We start from the raw sequence: 16513 nt of genomic DNA, 5'->3' as shown, positions 1-16513 counted from the left end.
TTATTGGCCTGACCAATTAAAAGCAAACACTTTTTTGTAACGTGGACTATGCCACCGCGTCGGGCGCCTGGTGCTTGGTGGCGTACATGGCCTGGTCTGCATAACGCAGCAGCTGTGTCATGTCGGCGCCGTGGTCGGGATAATGGGCGATGCCGATGCTGGCCGAAGTGTGCAGCGTACGGCCTTCGCCCACGTGCACCGGGGCGGCCAGCGCCAGGTGGATCTTCTCCTTGACCAGCGCGGCGGACTCGGGCCGCGCCACATGCTCCAGCACCACCACGAATTCGTCGCCGCCGATGCGCGCCACCGTGTCGGCCTCGCGCACGCAGGAGCTGATGCTGCGCGCCACCGCCTGCAGCAGCCTATCGCCGGCCGAGTGGCCGTACAGGTCGTTGACCAGCTTGAATTTGTTCAGGTCGATGAACAGCAGCGCCACGCGGCCCTGCTGGCGCTGGGCGCGCGCGATGGCGGTGGCCAGGCGGTCATGGAACAGGCTGCGGTTCGGCAGGCGCGTCAGGTCGTCGTGCTGGGCCATGAAGTGCAGGCGCGATTCGAGCTGCTTGCGCTGGATGGCGGTGGCGATCTGGGTGGACACGAACAGCAGCAGCTCCTGGTCCTGGTCCGTATAGCCCTGGCAGGCTGCGCCGCCCTCGAACATGGCGCCGTCGCGCAGCACCAGCGCGCCTATGGTGGCTTGCGGCGTGCACAGCGGCACGCTCATCCAGCAAGCCTGTTCCGGGGCCGCCGCCACCAGCAGCGCAGGGGACAGGGTGGACATGGTGTCCGGCGCTACGCGCAGCGGCATATTGCGCCGCAGCGCTTCCTCGCACAGCAGCACGGCCAGCCGCGCGTCCGATTCGGGACCGCTGGCATTGGCGTGGTAGGCGAAATAGAGGACGTCGTCCGGCGCATCGCGCAGGACCACGGCGAACGATTGCACCGGCAGCAGGCCTCCGACGATTTGATGCATGCGCTGGTACAGCGCGGGCAGGTCTTCGGTGGCGTGCGCCGCTTCGGAGATGGCGTACAGCGCGGCCTGCATGGCCTCGGCGCGCTTGCTGGCGGTGATATCGCGCGCCACCGCGATCCGCAACTGGTCGGCCTCGGACCAGCGCGCCGACCACATGATATGCACGATAGAGCCGTCCTTGCGCACATAGCGGTTTTCGAAGCGGCTGTTGGGCTGGCCGTCCATGATGCTGCGCGCCGCCGCCAGCGTGCGCTCGCGGTCGGCCGGGGCCACCAGGTCTATCATGGCCATGCCCACCATCTCGTCCTGGCGGTAGCCGAAAATCCGTTCGCAGGCCGCGCTCACGAACACAAAACGCCCGTTGACGTCCACCATGCAGACGGCGTCAAGCAGGAGATCGGTGAAGCTGGCAACCGGAGCACTGACTAGCGGATTCATAGTGACTATTCTAGTCTCATTTGTTGTGGATTGCGCAATGTATTGCTCATTGGATTGATTACTCAAGGCTAGCATAACGCGCTAGCATCGTATGCCGTTATTCCATTCAAAAATCACGAGAAAGCCCCTTATGATGCCTTTCCGCACACCGAACCTCACTCTGGCGCTGCTGCTGGCTCTGCCGGCCTTCACGGCGCAGGCGCAGCAACAAGCTGCGGAGCCTTCCTCATCGGTTACGGTGGCGGGCAAGCGCAACGCAGCGGGCGACCCGCGCGAGATTATTGCCGCGCGAAGCAAGACCCTGTCGCCCAACCATGCGTCCTCCTGCGCCTTCATGAGCGGCTACAGCGCGGCCGACGACGAGACCATGCTGCGCTATATGAGCGACTTCAACCACGGAGGCCAGGCGGACGGCGCGCAGCGCCTGAGCGAGAACAGTCCGGCAGGCGACGTGTCCACCATAGACGACCGGCGCGCGGCGTCGTCCGATTTCGCCATGCCGGAGATCACCGACACGTCGCAATGCGGTGCGGCCGATTCGCGGATTGCAGTCGCCCGCAACCGCATCATGCGCAAGGACAAAAGCCTGGCCAACGCCTTCGTCGCGATGGACCAGCAGGACTACGCCACCGCGCAGCAGCAGTTCAAGCTGGCCTGGGACAAGATAGGTTACGGCGAAGCCGCCCTGATGCTGGGCAAAATGCACCTGTATGGCATGGGCACGCCGCGCGACACCAAGCTGGCGATCTACTGGCTGGAGCAGGTGGTGGACAAGCCTTACCACCCGGTCTTTGACCGCATGAAATTCGACCCCGCCCAGCCTGAATTGATCAACGATCGCGTGGAAGCGATCATGCTGCTGGCGAAGATCAACCTGGTGGGCATAGGCGTGCCGAAAAATGGCGCCGAGGTGCGCCGCTGGTACGCCAAGGCGGCCGACGTGGGCTTCGCACCCGCCGCGAACCTGCTGGGCATGGCCTTCCTGACCGGCTATGGCGGCGGCCGCGACGTGGCCAAGGCGCGCGCCAGCCTGCAGCAGGCGGGCGAGGAAGGCTATCTGCCGGCGCTGTATGAACTGGGCCGCCTGTACTACAACGGCGACGAGGGCCTGCCCAAGGACTACAAGATGGCGGGCGCCTATTTCAGCGCCGCCGCCAAGGCCGGCCACGTGGAATCGATCTACGCCGCCGCCCGCATGTATGACCTGGGCTACGGCGTGGCGCCGGACCAGCAGCGCGCCATAGCGCTGTACAAGCAGGCCGCCGTGAAAGGCCACCCGGCTGCGGAAGGCGCGCTGGCGACCTACTTCTACGAGGGCAAGCTGGTGCCGCAGGACTATTCCACCGCGCGCAAGCTGTTCAACGAAGCAGCCAAGCAGGGACAGGCGGACGCCATGTTCAACCTGGCCGTGATGACGATGGAAGGCCAGGGCGGCAGCAAGGACATGGCGGTGGCCTATGTCTGGTTCAGCCTCGCCAAGGCGGCCGGCTACGCCGATGCCGACGCGGCGCTGGCGTCGGTGGGACCGCGCCTGACCGCGCAGGAAAAGCAGCGCGCCGACGCGGTGCTCAAACCGACGGCAAAACGCTGAGAGTGCCACACATCCCGTAGGGCGGGTTAGCGGGGCGCGCCGAGCGCGGCGTAACCCGCCATAGCCGCCCGGCACGCTCCGCGCCGCAGCGCCGCTACAGGCGCGACAGCTCCGGCCCGCCGCGCCGGCCCAGCCAGGTGGCGTCGAAGCGCTTCTGCGCAGCCGCCAGCGCTGGCTTGTCGCCGCGCAGGCGGTACACCTCCACCAGGCCGCGCAGCGCCCAGCCGTTGCTCGGCGTGCGCGCGAACGAGGCGCGGAACGCGGCCTCCGCGTCATCCAGCCGGCCGGCCCGCAGCAGGGCCGCGCCCAGCGACTGGCGCACCGGGTAGTACCAGTACGGCGGCTCGGTGTAGGGCAGCGCGTCCTGCAAGGCCACCCCTTCCTCGTAGGCCTTGATGGCGGCGGCCAGGTCGCCGCGCGCTTCGGCCAGGCGGCCGGTGGCGACCGCGCGCGCGGTGCGCACTATGTCCTGTCCCGGCACGCCCCAGTCGGCGAGCGGCTTGAAGTCGCCGCCGCGCTCGATGGCCGCCAATGCATCAATCTCCTCCTGGCTGTTGGACTGCATGCCCTTGCGGGCATAGCCGACCGCGCGCGCGTAGTGCCACATGGCGCGCACCAGCACAAACTGCGGGTCGGGCGCGGGCAGGGCGATCAGCTGCTCGGGACTGCTGAACTGCACGTGCGAGAAGTAGGGCGCGGCCTTCACCGCCTGCATGCCGGCAAAGCTGGGCAGCGCTTCCACCGGGACCGATTTGTCCAGCTTGGCGGCGGAGGCCAGCGCCGTCGGGCCGTCGCCGCCCATCAGCGCGGACACCATGGCGAAGTGGATATTGTGCGGGTAGTAGGCGCCCTTGTAGACGGCGTCGCTTCCGGACTTTCCGAAATACTGCTCGTCGATGGCCATCGCATCCAGGTTGGACTGCAGCGCCTCGCGGTACAGACCCACGCGGTAGTAGATATGCGAGGGCATGTGGACCAGGTGGCCGGCGCCCGGAATCTGGCGCGCCAGGGTGCGGGCATAGGGCAGCGCCTTGTCCGGATGGCTGGACGCTTCCATGGCGTGGATGTAGTAGTGCACCGCGCCGGGATGGGTGGGGCTGCGCTCCAGCACGCGCTCCAGCGCGTCCACCATCTCCGGCGTGCGGCCCTTGCCGCGCGTGCCGGCCGCCTCCCAGTAGTCCCACGGCGACAAATCCATCAGGGACTCGGCGAACAGCACCTGGATGGTGTCGTGATTGGGGAAGGAGCGCGCCGCATCGGCCATGGCGTTGGCATAGGCCGCGTCCAGCGGGGCGCGGCTGTCCGGCGCAGGGGACTGGTAGCGCTGGGCCACCGCGCGTATCAGCGCCTGCTCGGCCGGCGTGGCGCGCCCGGCCAGGCTGGCGGCCTTGGCCGCAGCGGCGGCGGCGGGCTGCACCGCTTCCGGGAACATGGGTGCGTTGATGTTGGGGCCGAGCACCAGGGCCTCGCCCCAGTAGCACATGGCGCAGCCGGGATCGTGGCGCTGGGCGGCGCGGAAGGCGCGCGCAGCTTCCGCGTGGTTGAACCCGAACAGCAGGCGCAGGCCCTGGTCGAAATAGGCCTGGGCGCGGGCGTTGGCGGTGCTGACCGGCAGGTGCAGGCTGCCCAGATTGTTGTACAAGGGCGGATCGCTTGCGGCGGCGGGCTTGCGCTCCTGCTGGGCCGGGCGGAAGGGCGCGGTCTCGGTCTGCGCGGCCAGCATGGCCAGCAGCAAGGGAGGCCGTCCGGCCTGGGCCGCCGTGCACATGGCCTGCGAGCTGAATAGCGGATCGAAGCCGGCATCGAAGCCGGAGGCGGAGCTTTCCGCCTGCGTCAGCGCCACCGGACAGAGCGACAGCAGGGCGACAGCGGTGTAAATGCGTGGGCAAGGCATGGCGCTCTCCTTCCGTTTTTGTTGGAATCTCTGGAGTTTAGGAGACGGGGATCGAAAGGCAAGCGCGGTCAGGCGGAATATAATGGCGCACTCCATAGAAAGGCCATCATGTCGCTACGTTTCGGTACTGTACTGCTCCCTCTCGCAATCATTACGGCCGGTGTGCCGGTGCAGGCCGCCGTGGCGGCCCCCGCAGCGGCTCCCGCCATTGCCCCCGTGGCCGCGTTCGACAAATGGTCGGAAGGCTTTGCCGACGACTACATGCGCCTGAACCCCGAGTACACGACGGCCAGCCAGTATTTTTCCGGCGCCGAACAGGACCAGCTGGACCGGCTGCTGGCGCCAGTCACGCAGGCCGCCCGCGACCGCCAGGCAGCACTGGCGCGCGAGGGCCTGGCCAGGCTGGACGTCTTCCTCGCCGGCCCGCTCAGCGCCACCCAGCGCGCCTCGGCCGAGACCATGCGCTGGACGCTGTCGAACGAACTGGCCGGCCGGCCTTTCCAGGACCACCTGTTCATCTTCTCCCAGCTGGGCGGCCCGCAAGTTGCGCTGCCGCGCCTGATGACGCAGCTGCACCCCATGCGCCGCGCGGCCGACGTGGACAGCTACCTGGCGCGCCTGGAGCTGGCCCCGGCGCGGCTGGACGAAGCCATCGCCATGGCGCGCTCCGCCGCCGCGCGTTCGCTGCTGCCGCCGCGCTTCATCCTGGAGAAGGCGCAGCAGCAGGTGGCCGCCTTCCTCAAGCCCGCAGCCGGCGACAATGTGCTGGTGGCCTCGCTGGCCGAGCGCAGCGCAAAGATTGCGGACCTCACGCCGCAAGCCCGCAGCGCCGCCATCGCGCGCGCCACCCGCATCGTGGACAAGGGCATACGCCCGGCCTACGCCCGCGTGCAGGCCATGCTGGCGGAGCTGCATCCGCGCACCGGCAACGAAGCCGGCATCTCGCGCCTGCCGAACGGCGCCGCCGCTTACGACTATCTGCTGGCGCGCAACGCCGGCACCAGCCTGAACGCGGAGCAGGTGCACGGCATAGGCCTGCGCGAAGTGGCCCGCATCGAAGGGGAGATGGACAAATACTTGCGCCAGCTCGGCTACGCCGAAGGCAGCATCCAGCAGCGCATGGTGAAGCTGGACAAATCGCTGCAGCCCGCCAGCACGCCCGACCCGCGCCCGGCCATGCTGGCGCGCTACGCCGAGCTGCTGCGCGACGCCGAACAGCGCAGCGCGGCCCTGTTCAACCTGAAGCCGCGCGCGCCCATCGAAGTGCGGCGCGAACCCGCGCTGACAGAGACCACCAGCTCCGCGCACTACACGCCGCCGGCGCCGGACGGCAGCCGTCCGGGCGTGTTCTGGATGCCGCTGCCCGGCCCGGAATATGAGATGGTGGTGATGCGCACGCTGGCCTATCACGAGGGCGTGCCGGGCCACCATTTCCAGATCGCGCTGCAGCAGGAAATGGCGGACCTGCCCAAGTACCGCGCGCGCCGCATCTTCAGCGGCGGCAGCGCCAACAGCGAAGGCTGGGCCTTGTACGTGGAGCAGCTGGCGATGGAGCAGGGCTGGTACGAAGGCGACACGGTGGGCATGCTGGGCGGCCTGGCCGAGCAGCTGTTCCGCGCGCGCCGCCTGGTGGTGGACACCGGCCTGCACACCAAGGGCTGGACGCGCCAGCAAGCCATCGACTACGGCATGCCCGCGTCCGAGGTGGACCGCTACGTGGCCAACCCCGGCCAGGCCTGCGCCTACCTGCTCGGCATGCTGCGCATACTCGAACTGCGAGAGCAGGCCCGCAGCGCGCTCGGCGAGCGCTTCACGCTGCCCGCCTTCCACGACGTGGTGCTGCGCGCAGGCTCGGTGCCGATGGACGTGCTGGCCAAGATCGTGGGCCAGTGGATAGCCGATACCAAGGCTGCGGCGTGATGATGGCGGATTGGTTCTCGCCGGCGCAGTGCGTCGGCTACGTGGCGTTTGTGCTCGGTGTCGGTTCCTTCCTGCAAACCAGCGACCGCCGCTTCAAGCTGTTCATGGCCGGCGAATGCCTGGCCTACGTGGTGCACTTTGCGCTGCTCGGCAATCCGACGGCGGTGGCCAGCTCCACCATGTCCATGCTGCGTTCCCTGCTGGCGCTGCGCACGCGTTCCGTGTGGGTGATGGTGGCGGTGATCGCCGCCAACCTGGTCCTGGGCGTGGCGCTGGCGAAGCAGCCCAGCGACTGGCTGCCGCTGGCGGCCTCCTGCCTGGGAACGTATGCGCTGTTCCAGCTGCAAGGCATCCCCATGCGGCTGGTGATGCTGTGCGGGACCTGCCTGTGGATCGCCAACAATGTGATCGCCGGATCGATAGGCGGCACCGCATTGGAAGTGGTGGTGGCCGCCGTCAACCTGAGCACAATCTGGCGCATGGTGCGCCGGGACAACGCGGCGCAAACCGCCTAGGCCGCGCCAGGCAGGAGCAGCAGCTTGCCGGTGGTGGCGCGGCTCGCCATGTCCGCATGGGCCTGGGCCGCATCCGCCAGCGGATAGACGCCGCCGATATGGACAGCCAGCTTGCCCTCGAGGATCCAGCCGAACAGCTGCTCCGTGCGCGCGCGCAGCAGCTCCGGCGTATGGATGTGGTCCATGAACACCGCGTAGCCCAGCTTGATGCTCTTGGGCAGGCTCATGATGTCGAGCGGCCCCGGCCCGCCCAGCACCGGGCCGTACCAGCAGAACGTGCCGGAGCGCCGCAGCACGTCCAGCGAGCCCTGGAAGGTGGACGGGCCGGAGCCGTCGAACACCACATGCACGCCTTCGCCGCCGGACAGCCGGCGCGCCTCTTCGGCGAAATTGCCCTCGGCATCGACGATCACGTGGTCCGCGCCGGCCGCCTTGGCCGCCGCCACTTTGGCCTGCGACGACACGCGGCCGATGACGCGCCCGCCGCGCAGCTTGATGATCTGGCTTAGCAGCAGCCCCACTCCCCCGGCCGCCGCGTGCACGAAAGCGATGTCGCCCGGCTGGACGGGATAGAAGTCTGTCGCGAAATGGCTGGCGGTCAGGCCCTGCATCATCACCGCCGCAGCGGTCTGGTCGCTTATGCCGTGCGGAACGGGCACCAGCGACGCGGCGGGGATCGCGATCTTTTCCGCGTAGCTGCCGGGCGCGTAGACCCAGGCCACGCGCTGGCCCAGGGTGAAGCCTTCCACGCCTTCGCCCAGCGCAAGCACGCGGCCCGCGCCTTCCACGCCGAGGATTTTCGGATTCGGCATCTCGTTCCAGGCCATGCCCTGGCGCACGCCGATATCCATGAAATTCACGCCCGCCACGGCCACTTGCACCAGCACTTCTCCCGCGCCTGCCACGGGCTCCGGCCGCTCCATGTGCGCCATGGCATCGATGCCGCCGATTTTGTTCATCACAACTGCCTTCATTTTCGCTTCCTTTTTATAGATTAGTGATGACGTCTATAATAGGAATGAGTATCAGGACGATCAATCGCTGAAAGTCCATATCTATTGCCCACTCGTCCAGAACTGAAGAAACATGGATCCATTGACCGACATCCTCTCCGGCCTGCGCATCCGCCAGGCCAATTTCACCCGCATGGACGCCAGCGCGCCCTGGGGCGTAAATTCGCCGGGCGAGGGCGGCGTGAACTTTGTGCTGCTGGTGCGCGGCTCGGCGATCCTGTCCACGCCCGGCAGCCCGCAGCCGATCGCGCTGCGCAGCGGCGACGTGTTCATCAAGCTGGACGACAGCCCCTACCGCCTGGTCGACCGCGAGGACTCGGCCCTGATCGACTGCGTGGAGGTGGAGAAGCTGCGGGTTGGGAACCATATCCAGGTGGGCGGGGGCGGTGCTGTGACCACCTTCATCAGCGGCTGGTTTGCGCTGGACGCGCTGGAGGCGGGGCCGTTGATGCGAGTGCTGCCTCCGCTGCTGTGCCTGAAGCTGGACCAGCACCGCAGCCTGGCGTTCCAGTCGGTGCTGGAGATGCTGGCGCTGGAGACGGAGTCGCCCGGCATGGGGGCGGAAGCGGTGGTGAGCCGCCTGTTCGAGCTGTTGTTCGTGCATGCGATCCGCGCCTACTCCATGCAGCCGGGCGGTCCCACGCGCGGCTGGCTGGGCGCCATTGCCGACCGCAACCTGGCGCTGGCGCTGGAAGCCATGCACGGCGCGCCGGCGCAGGACTGGACCGTGGAATCGCTGGCGCGCACGGCCGGCATGTCGCGCTCCGGCTTTGCGGCCCGCTTCAAAACGGTGGTGGGCCAGTCGCCGCTCGACTATCTGACCCAGTGGCGCATGCACTGCGCAACGCGCTTGCTGCAGCAGGGGAATGCCGCCTTGTCCGAGGTGGCGCGCCAGGTTGGCTATGAATCCGTGGCCGCCTTCAACCGCGTGTTCCGCCGCGAAACCGCCATGACGCCGGGCGCGTTCCGCAAGCTAGGCCTACACGGCGTTCGGTGAGGCAGCTGCAGCTCAGACGCCCCACATGATGTATTCGTTTTGCTGGCTGGCCGAGCGCAGCATTTCCAGGAGCGGAAAAGCGCGGGCTGAGAAGCTCACCCGCTGCAAAGCCGCGTGTTCCGCGCTTTCGCCTTCTTCCTGCTCGGGCGTATGGATGTCGTGCTCCACATCCTGCTTAGGATGCTCCTTGGTAAAAGCCACTTCCTGCTCCAGCAGCGACAGCGCCTTGGCTGCTTCCGCTGCAGTGATCACGCCGCGCTGGGGGCTCTTGTGCAGCAGCCGCAAGATGCGTTCGGCGTGTTCCTGATACATCAATACTTCCGGGGAGGATTTGGATTTGAATGAAATTAACATACGCACAATTTCCTGGTCGGGTCATCCACGATGACGTTGCAAATACACTGCGTTTTGCCAGGCAGCCGCTTGAATAGACGCTGCCTGTTGAGATGACATTAGCCCCGTTCGGCCGAATTCCCAAATGAATTCGGCCCGCTTAAGCGGCTTTTAAGGGCGCGCCAGCTTTTTCACCATGGCCAGCGCAACTGCCTTGGCCGACTGCGGGTTCTGGCCCGAGATCAGTTCGCGGTCCTCCACCACGTTCTCGCTCCACGCCTTGGCCTCGACGAAGTTGGCGCCGGCTGCAACCAGGCCATCCTGCGGGAACAACTTCATGTGGCCGCCGTTCAGGAAACCCTTGGCCTGTTCTTCTTCTTCATTGGTGAAGGCCGTCATCTTGTAGTCCTTGTAAATCCATTGCGACGGCTGCGGACGCTGGCCCGCTTCCAGTTTGGCCACGTAGCCGTGCGCATCGGGAACGGTGGACAGCAGGGCGATGGTGCCGTGGCAGGTCAGGCCGGTGGTTTTGCTGTTGTTGTGGAAGTTGGTCAGCAGCTCGCCCAGGTCCTTGTTCTTCAGCAGGTCCTGCATTGGGATATGGCCGCCCGGCACAAACACGGCGTCGAACTTTTCGTAGCCGATCTTCTTCACTTGCGCCAGGCTGATGGCCGGCGAGCCGGTCTTGGCCGTCAATTTGAGCGTGGCCAGCAGCGCCTTGCTTTCCTGGCGCGCCTTCTCATTGCCGCCGAAGAAGCTCACATCGTCCGACTTCTGGTCGGCCGACGGCGCTTTGCCGCTCGGCGTTGCGAACACCACCGTGTGGCCGGCGGCGATGAAGGTCTGCACCGGCTCCATCAACTCGTTGAGGAAGAAGCCAGTCTGCATGACTTTGCCGTCCTGGAGGTTGAGCTTGTCCTGGTCGGATACCACGACCAGTACGGTCCCGGCGGTGGCGAAATTGGCGGCGGCGGCCAGCAGGCCGGCGATGATGGTCTTTTTCATTTACAACTCCTGAGTGTGAGGAGGGCGGCTTGCCCTCCGATGTACACAGCGTATTGCAAACGCAAAAGGCCGTAAATGTCGTAGGATTTACTTCACTTGTTACGTGGCGTAATAATTGATGCGGCGCTGGAGCCTGGATCAGGCGTAGGCTTGCAGCATGGACAGGGCCAGGCGGACCGTGGTGCCGCCCGCCGGACCCTTGCCGATTTCGACCTCTCCGCCCAGGCGGCCGATGCGCTCGCGCATGCCGGTAATGCCCCAGTGGCCGCGCTTGCCGTGCCGCGCGACGGCCGGATCGATGCCGACGCCGTCGTCGCAGACCTCGGCCTGCAAGCCGGTGTCGAGGAAGGCCAGGCGCACGTCGATATGCCGGGCCTGGGCGTGCAGCACGCTGTTCAGCACGGCCTCGCGCAGCACGCAGGCCAATTCCGGCCCCGCCTCGGCGCGCAGCTGGCGCGGCTGGCCCGTCACCGTAAAGCTCAGGCGCTGTTCCGCGCCGGGCGCCGCTTGCGCGGCCGCGTCGCGCAGTGCGGCGAACAATTCGTCCACGCCGGGCGCGCGGCGCAGCTCCATGACTTCGTCGCGGGTGCTGGCCACCAGCGACTCGGCGTAGTCGAGCGCCTGGCCGGCCAGGCGCTGCAATTCCGGCTGCTGCGCCAGCTTTTGCTCGACCACGTGGAAACGCAGCAGCAGCGCTTGCACCGCCTGCAGCAGATTGTCGTGCAGCGAGCGCGCAATCCGGCCGCGCTCCTGCAGCGTGGCATCCATGCGCAGCGCGATATATTGTTCGGCGCGGCGCCGTATCACGGACACCCGCCAGCGGTACAGCAGTGCGGCCGCCGCTAGCAGGACCAGCGCACAAGCCAGGTGGAACCAGGCCGTCTGCCAGAACGCGGGCTCGATCCGGAAGCTGAACTGGGCGCCTTCGAGGTTCCACACGCCGTCCTCGTTGGCGGCGATGACGCGGAAGCGGTAGGGGCCGGGCGGCAGGTTGGTGTACTGCGCGCGGCGCTCCGGCCCGGCTTCGCGCCAGTCCTGGTCGACGCCGTCGAGGCGAAACTTCAGGCGCACCCGCTCCGGGATCGACAAGGCGGCGGCGGTGAAGCTCAATTCGATCGCGCTGGTCTGCTGCGGCAGCACGAGCTTGTCGGCCGGCAGATATTCCTGCTCGGGTGTGCGCAGCGATTGCAGCAGCACGGTGGGCGCGCGTGGATTGCGCGGGATGCTGGCCGGATCGATCCAGCCCACGTCCGTAATCGTGGCGTAGTACAGGCGGCCGTCGTGCGCCAGTGCTAGCGAGGGCTGCGGCCGGGCCTGCGCCGCCATGCCGGTGACGCCGTCCTCGAAGTTGAACAGCTCGGCCTGCAGTGCCGTTTGCGGCGCACTCCAGTAGCGCGCGAGGTCCTGCGCCGGGATGCGGTGCAGCCCGTCATTGCTGTGCAGCCAAAGATTGCCTTGCCGGTCCAGCACCATGCCGGTGACGCGCTGCAGGCTGTCCGGCTGCTGCAGTTTCATGGCGTGCGCGCGGCCGCCTTCGATCCAGGCCACACCCTGCTCGCCCCCCGCCAGCAGTTTGCCGCCCACGTCTAGCAGGCTGAGCACATTGCCGATCCGCAGCCCGGCGCTGGCGGGCAGCAGCCGCGCTTCGGTTGCGCTGAGTTCGGCCAGGCGGTTGTTCGTCATGCCCAGCCAGGTCTTGCCGTTGGCGCCGGTGAGCATGCTGATCGGCGTCGCATCCTCCTGCCCGCGCAGGCGCTGGTCTTGCTCCCACTGGCCATGCTCGAAGGTCCAGAGGCCGCTGCGGGTAATGGACACCAGCAGGCGCCCCCCTTGTCCCGCCGCCAGCGCCTGGATTTGCTTGCTCGGCTCCATGCCGGCCGGCAAATCCCAGCGTTGCTGCGTGTCGCCATGGAACTCCCACAGCGCATCGGCAGTGCCAACCCACACCAAGTCGGGCGCCAGCCGCAGCAAGGTGTGGGGGGCGTCCAGCGTGGTCTCCTGCCGGCTGCCGTCGCTCTTCAGGCGTGCCAGCGGCGCCTTGGCGGCGCCCAGCCAGAGCTCGTCGCCAAAGCCGCGCTGCGCCAGCCAGTAAAAGGCGTTGACCGGAGCCGGCAGACGGTGGAAGCGGTGGCGGCGGTAGCGTTCCACCCCGCCCGGGGTCAGCAGCCATAGATTGTTTTCGCGGTCTATCGTGGTGCTGGTGTAGATGGTGTCGCGCTCCGTCCCGGTGGGGAAAAGTTCGGCGGCGCGCAGCACGCCGTCGCTGCCGGGCGCCAGCCGCACCAGCCCGTCCTCGCGCGTAGCCCACAGCGTGCCGTGCGGCCCGGGTATCGGCGAGCTCTGGTACCGCGCCGGCTGATCAAGCGGGGCAGGGCGCGGCGCGGCTTGTATGTCCAGCACCTGGTACTGCTGGCCGGGCGGTTTGAAGTACATGCCATCCGTGCACCAGGTGACCCGGGACTTCGGCGGAACCTGCGCGTGGACAAAGCGCTCGCTGCCAAGCGGGCGGACATAATTTTCGGATGCGATATTCACCCACAACCGGCCGGCCTTATCGTGATTGACCCAGCGCACCGAGCCTTTGGGCAGCGAGTCTTGCCCCACCGGCAGCCATTTTCCGTCCTGCAGCGTGACCACGCCGCTGCTGGTGGCGACATACATGACATTGTTCTTGTCCGTGGTGATGTCCATCACTGAGCCGCGCGGAAAGCCCCGGCCGGCGGCGTAGTGCGTGGCGCGCTCCGGCGTGAACAGGCTCAGGCCGCCGAAGTAGTAGCCGACGGCCAGGGCGCCCGCCACCTTGTGCGTGGACATGACGTTGGTCGACCGCAGGTCGTGGCCGTACACCTTGCTCACTTTGCGGAAACGCATGCCGTCAAAGTTGTAGAGTCCCACTGCGGACGCGAACCACAGCATGCCGTCGTCGGTCTGGGTTGCGGTCAGGGCCTGCTGGGGCGCGCCGTCCGCCTGGGTCCAGCGGCGCCGCTGGTAAGACTGCCCGTCAGGCTGCAGTTCGGTGGCGTGGGCGGCCAGCGCGAGCAGCCAGTAAAGCATGAGCGCTGCCCAGCGATGGTTAAACATGGGATTGCCTTGCATGCTGCAAAGCATCAATATTACCCGGAAGCAGCATCGGGCGTCGGGAGGTTGGCGCGTGCGCTGCCGTTTTAAGATCGCTGTCTGCTGCTAAGCCCAAGGATTAATAACAGTCAGACCTGCCGCCTCAGCGGGCCGGGTCAGTATCAAAGGGAGTACGCGGCTCTTGAATAGTTCCAGAATGCGTTAAGGGCTTGCGTCAGCAAGGCCCGACGCTTGCCGGCCTCGGCGGCTCGTCCGGTGTTTTGTCCCGGGTTTGGATCATGGTTTCAAGATCGTCATCCGTGATGCCTATCTCCCGTCCCAGGGCGGCGAGCGCGTCTCCCATGCGGACGCGGGCTTCGGGCTTCACCGCACTGGCCAGTATTTCACGAACCTCCGCCTCGGTGCTGCGCCCGTGCAGTGCGGCCCTCACCCGCAATGCACGGTGCACATCTTCGGGTAGGTTGCGTATTGTAAGCATAGCCATAGCGTTTCCCTTAAACTGCATTCAATGCATTCAATGCATTCAATGCATTCAATGCATTCAATGCATTCATACTAGGAAATTGCATGCAGGACTGCAAGGCGCTTGGTCGTCGCCGGACGCAAAAAAGCCACCCGAAGGTGGCTTTCTGAATTCTTGGTGGCCCGGGGCGGAATCGAACCACCGACACAAGGATTTTCAATCCTCTGCTCTACCAACTGAGCTACCAGGCCAAGAGCGCGCAATTATAGCAGGCGGATCCGGGTTTGCCAAGCCGCGTTTTGCGTGGACGGCAAAATGGCCGTCAGAGGGTAAGATTCGTGGTTGATATTCTTGGATTGGAATTCCCATGGTCATAGTCACACACAGCGGCAAGTTCCACGCGGACGATGCCTGGGCGGTCGCCGTATTGAACATCTTGTTCCCGGACAGCGAAATCATCCGCACGCGCGATCCGGCCGTCATCAAAGCGGCGGACTTCGCCATTGATGTCGGCGACGTCTGGGACCCGGCCTCTGGCCGCTTCGACCACCACCAGAAAGGTTTTAGCGCGGCAAGGCAGAGCGGTGTGCCTTACGCCAGCGCGGGGCTGGTCTGGCGCGAATATGGGGCGCGCTGCGTCGCCGCGCTGTCCGCCGCGCATGCGGGACACGAGCTGCCGGAGGATAAGGCGCGCGAGATCGCCTACGCCATCGATGCCGACATCGTGCAATACCTGGATTTGTCGGACGTGGGCGCCGCGAAAAGCGCGCCGGGCGGCTATGGCCTCTCGGCGGTGATCTCGGGCTTCAATCCGAACTGGCTGGACGAGCAGCGGCTGGGCTACGACGGCGAGGCGGACGCATACCGGCTCAGCCAGTTCCGCTGCGCGATGGCGTTGCTGACCGACGTCCTGATCAACGCGGTGAAATACCGGGTTGCCGCCTTGCTCGCGCTGGAGCAGGTGCGGCAGGCGGAGGTGCTGGAGGACGGCAGGGTTATCTTCCTGAAGAACAGCGCGCTGCCCTGGAGCCATGTGGTGCGCAAGGAAATGCCCAAGGTGCTGTTCGTCATCAGCCATAGCATCGCCGAGCAGCGCCACGTGCTGCACACTGTCCCGGTCAGCGCCGGCAGTTTCGATGCGCGCGCCGACTTGCCCGAGGCATGGGCGGGGCTGCGCGATGCGGAACTGGCGGCGGTGACTGGCGTGCCGGACGCAACGTTCTGCCACAACGGCAGATTCATCGCGGCGGTCAAGTCCTACGAAGGCGCGCGCGCCATGGCATTGCTGGCGCTCAAGGCGGTGGAGGAGGATAGTTTGCGGCAGGCTCAGTGCTGAGCCGTTGACGGCGCCGGGCATTCGGCTGAATGCCCGGTGTGCTGAGGATATGGCGTGGCGCCGGCTTACTGTGCAGACTTGCGGCGCGCGGCGGCCAGGCCGAGCAGGCCCAGGCCAAACAAGGCCAGCGATACGGGTTCAGGTACGGTTTGCGTCGTCAGCACCAGCTGGGCGGCTGCGCCACCCCAGAGAACCCAGTCTTCGTCGGGGTTGCCGAAGGTAGGCATCAGCCCGCCCACAGCGAATTTGCCGCCTGCGTTGGCGGTCAGATCGGCCAGGGCGAGGCTGTTCAGGGCAATGCTCTGGTTGCTGCCTTGCTGGGTCGCCTTGGTGAAGGTGGTCGATGCGTACATCTTGCCGGTGCCGAGGTCGTTGTATGCGGCCACGCCGCCCGTGCCGCCTACCAGGGCGTTCTTATCGCCGGTGACGTCGTAGAGCTCCCAGGTTTCGGTCGTGGAGTTGCTACCCATATACAGCGTGTAAAACTTCAGCGTGGCGCTGGTGACGGTGCCGGACACGCCGCTCAGGTCGAAGGCGAAGAAGTCGCGCAGCAGCTTGCCACCGCAGCACTTGCCCGACAGCGTGTTGATATTGGTCGGCGTGTGGCTGCCGCTGTTGTCGTACCAGCCGTAGTCATATGCGGTAATCGTAATGGTTGCTGCGCCGCTTGGCAGGGCGGCAAACAGTCCAAGGGCGGCCAGGGCGGCGAGCGCGAATTTTTTCAGTGACATCATCGGTGCATATCCTTCTTTGAGGGTTGGGTTTCGATTTCTATCGTAAAAGCAATTTACGTTCCATGTAAGTAATATTCGTTACATAACAGTAAGTTAGGAATATTGAGCTGACGAATCGCGGCAAAGTGTAAAATTTTCCGACACTCAACTGGGGCGGATCGGGCCACGCCGCCGGCGGCCAAAGTTAACTAGATATTTTGTTCTACTTAATCTAAACTCGCGCCGG

13 protein-coding genes and 1 tRNA gene are annotated in these 16513 nt (G+C 66.1%); 5 read left to right on the top strand and 9 right to left on the bottom strand.

Annotated elements, in window-relative coordinates; genetic code table 11:
- Window positions 1-46: 46 nt before the first annotated feature.
- Window positions 47-1408, bottom strand: a complete 1362-nt coding sequence (locus GTP77_RS21280; RefSeq protein WP_161074155.1) for a sensor domain-containing protein — start codon at window positions 1406-1408, stop codon at window positions 47-49.
- 130 nt (window positions 1409-1538) lie between these two features.
- Between GTP77_RS21280 and GTP77_RS21275 the strand changes: the two genes are divergently transcribed.
- Window positions 1539-2999: an SEL1-like repeat protein gene (locus GTP77_RS21275; RefSeq protein WP_161074154.1), complete on the top strand. Its 1461-nt coding sequence runs from the start codon at window positions 1539-1541 to the stop codon at window positions 2997-2999.
- Between the two features lie 94 nt (window positions 3000-3093).
- Here the strand turns inward: GTP77_RS21275 and GTP77_RS21270 are convergent, their stop codons facing one another.
- Complete coding sequence (locus GTP77_RS21270; RefSeq protein WP_229202284.1) at window positions 3094-4893, bottom strand: tetratricopeptide repeat protein; 1800 nt, start codon at window positions 4891-4893, stop codon at window positions 3094-3096.
- A gap of 108 nt (window positions 4894-5001) precedes the next feature.
- Here GTP77_RS21270 and GTP77_RS21265 point away from each other — a divergent pair, with 108 nt between their 5' ends.
- Window positions 5002-6813 carry a DUF885 domain-containing protein gene (locus GTP77_RS21265; protein WP_161074153.1) on the top strand — a complete coding sequence of 604 codons (1812 nt, stop codon included), beginning with the start codon at window positions 5002-5004 and terminating at the stop codon, window positions 6811-6813.
- Window positions 6813-7328, top strand: coding sequence for a YgjV family protein (locus tag GTP77_RS21260; protein ID WP_223149375.1), 516 nt, complete (start codon window positions 6813-6815; stop codon window positions 7326-7328). Before GTP77_RS21265 ends, GTP77_RS21260 begins: the two co-directional genes overlap by 1 nt.
- On the opposite strand, the gene GTP77_RS21255 is transcribed toward GTP77_RS21260, so the two are convergent.
- Complete coding sequence (locus GTP77_RS21255) at window positions 7325-8287, bottom strand: quinone oxidoreductase family protein (protein ID WP_229202283.1); 963 nt, start codon at window positions 8285-8287, stop codon at window positions 7325-7327. The two genes, GTP77_RS21260 and GTP77_RS21255, sit on opposite strands and share 4 nt — an antisense overlap.
- Window positions 8288-8414: 127 nt before the next feature.
- On the opposite strand from GTP77_RS21255, the gene GTP77_RS21250 reads away from it, so the two are divergent.
- Entirely contained in the window at window positions 8415-9338 is a 924-nt protein-coding gene (locus GTP77_RS21250) for an AraC family transcriptional regulator (RefSeq protein WP_161074151.1), read from the top strand.
- Window positions 9339-9350: 12 nt separating this feature from the next.
- Here GTP77_RS21250 and GTP77_RS21245 read toward each other — a convergent pair whose 3' ends face one another.
- The 5 genes from GTP77_RS21245 to GTP77_RS21225 form a co-directional block, all read right to left on the bottom strand.
- Complete coding sequence (locus tag GTP77_RS21245) at window positions 9351-9692, bottom strand: DUF1840 domain-containing protein (RefSeq protein WP_161074150.1); 342 nt, start codon at window positions 9690-9692, stop codon at window positions 9351-9353.
- 150 nt (window positions 9693-9842) lie between these two features.
- Window positions 9843-10676 carry a type 1 glutamine amidotransferase domain-containing protein gene (locus tag GTP77_RS21240; RefSeq protein WP_161074149.1) on the bottom strand — a complete coding sequence of 278 codons (834 nt, stop codon included), beginning with the start codon at window positions 10674-10676 and terminating at the stop codon, window positions 9843-9845.
- A gap of 138 nt (window positions 10677-10814) precedes the next feature.
- Window positions 10815-13757: a sensor histidine kinase gene (locus GTP77_RS21235; protein ID WP_223149374.1), complete on the bottom strand. Its 2943-nt coding sequence runs from the start codon at window positions 13755-13757 to the stop codon at window positions 10815-10817.
- A 211-nt stretch (window positions 13758-13968) separates the two neighbouring features.
- Complete coding sequence (locus tag GTP77_RS30700) at window positions 13969-14238, bottom strand: FitA-like ribbon-helix-helix domain-containing protein (protein ID WP_161074147.1); 270 nt, start codon at window positions 14236-14238, stop codon at window positions 13969-13971.
- A gap of 154 nt (window positions 14239-14392) precedes the next feature.
- Window positions 14393-14468: transfer RNA gene (locus GTP77_RS21225), tRNA-Phe, on the bottom strand.
- 116 nt (window positions 14469-14584) lie between these two features.
- On the opposite strand from GTP77_RS21225, the gene GTP77_RS21220 reads away from it, so the two are divergent.
- Window positions 14585-15553 (top strand): MYG1 family protein, encoded by a 969-nt coding sequence (locus GTP77_RS21220; RefSeq protein ID WP_161074146.1) that lies wholly within the window; start codon window positions 14585-14587, stop codon window positions 15551-15553.
- A 65-nt stretch (window positions 15554-15618) separates the two neighbouring features.
- Here GTP77_RS21220 and GTP77_RS21215 read toward each other — a convergent pair whose 3' ends face one another.
- Window positions 15619-16287 (bottom strand): PEP-CTERM sorting domain-containing protein, encoded by a 669-nt coding sequence (locus GTP77_RS21215; RefSeq protein WP_161074145.1) that lies wholly within the window; start codon window positions 16285-16287, stop codon window positions 15619-15621.
- Window positions 16288-16513 lie beyond the last annotated feature (226 nt).

The sequence above is a fragment of the Pseudoduganella aquatica genome, assembly GCF_009857595.1.
Classification (GTDB): domain Bacteria; phylum Pseudomonadota; class Gammaproteobacteria; order Burkholderiales; family Burkholderiaceae_D; genus Rugamonas; species Rugamonas aquatica_A.
This window is presented reverse-complemented; position numbering and strand designations above follow the sequence as displayed.

Bases quoted from the DNA above. Each gene is read 5' to 3' on its own strand.
- GTP77_RS21240 (WP_161074149.1), bottom strand. From the start codon at position 10,676: ATGAAAAAGACCATCATCGCCGGCCTGCTGGCCGCCGCCGCCAATTTC.
- GTP77_RS21275 (WP_161074154.1), top strand. From the start codon at position 1,539: ATGATGCCTTTCCGCACACCGAACCTCACTCTGGCGCTGCTGCTGGCT.
- GTP77_RS21235 (WP_223149374.1), bottom strand. From the start codon at position 13,757: ATGTTTAACCATCGCTGGGCAGCGCTCATGCTTTACTGGCTGCTCGCG.
- GTP77_RS21220 (WP_161074146.1), top strand. From the start codon at position 14,585: ATGGTCATAGTCACACACAGCGGCAAGTTCCACGCGGACGATGCCTGG.
- GTP77_RS21255 (WP_229202283.1), bottom strand. From the start codon at position 8,287: ATGAACAAAATCGGCGGCATCGATGCCATGGCGCACATGGAGCGGCCG.
- GTP77_RS21215 (WP_161074145.1), bottom strand. From the start codon at position 16,287: ATGATGTCACTGAAAAAATTCGCGCTCGCCGCCCTGGCCGCCCTTGGA.
- GTP77_RS21265 (WP_161074153.1), top strand. From the start codon at position 5,002: ATGTCGCTACGTTTCGGTACTGTACTGCTCCCTCTCGCAATCATTACG.
- GTP77_RS30700 (WP_161074147.1), bottom strand. From the start codon at position 14,238: ATGGCTATGCTTACAATACGCAACCTACCCGAAGATGTGCACCGTGCA.
- GTP77_RS21250 (WP_161074151.1), top strand. From the start codon at position 8,415: ATGGATCCATTGACCGACATCCTCTCCGGCCTGCGCATCCGCCAGGCC.
- GTP77_RS21245 (WP_161074150.1), bottom strand. From the start codon at position 9,692: ATGTTAATTTCATTCAAATCCAAATCCTCCCCGGAAGTATTGATGTAT.
- GTP77_RS21270 (WP_229202284.1), bottom strand. From the start codon at position 4,893: ATGCCTTGCCCACGCATTTACACCGCTGTCGCCCTGCTGTCGCTCTGT.
- GTP77_RS21280 (WP_161074155.1), bottom strand. From the start codon at position 1,408: ATGAATCCGCTAGTCAGTGCTCCGGTTGCCAGCTTCACCGATCTCCTG.
- GTP77_RS21260 (WP_223149375.1), top strand. From the start codon at position 6,813: ATGATGGCGGATTGGTTCTCGCCGGCGCAGTGCGTCGGCTACGTGGCG.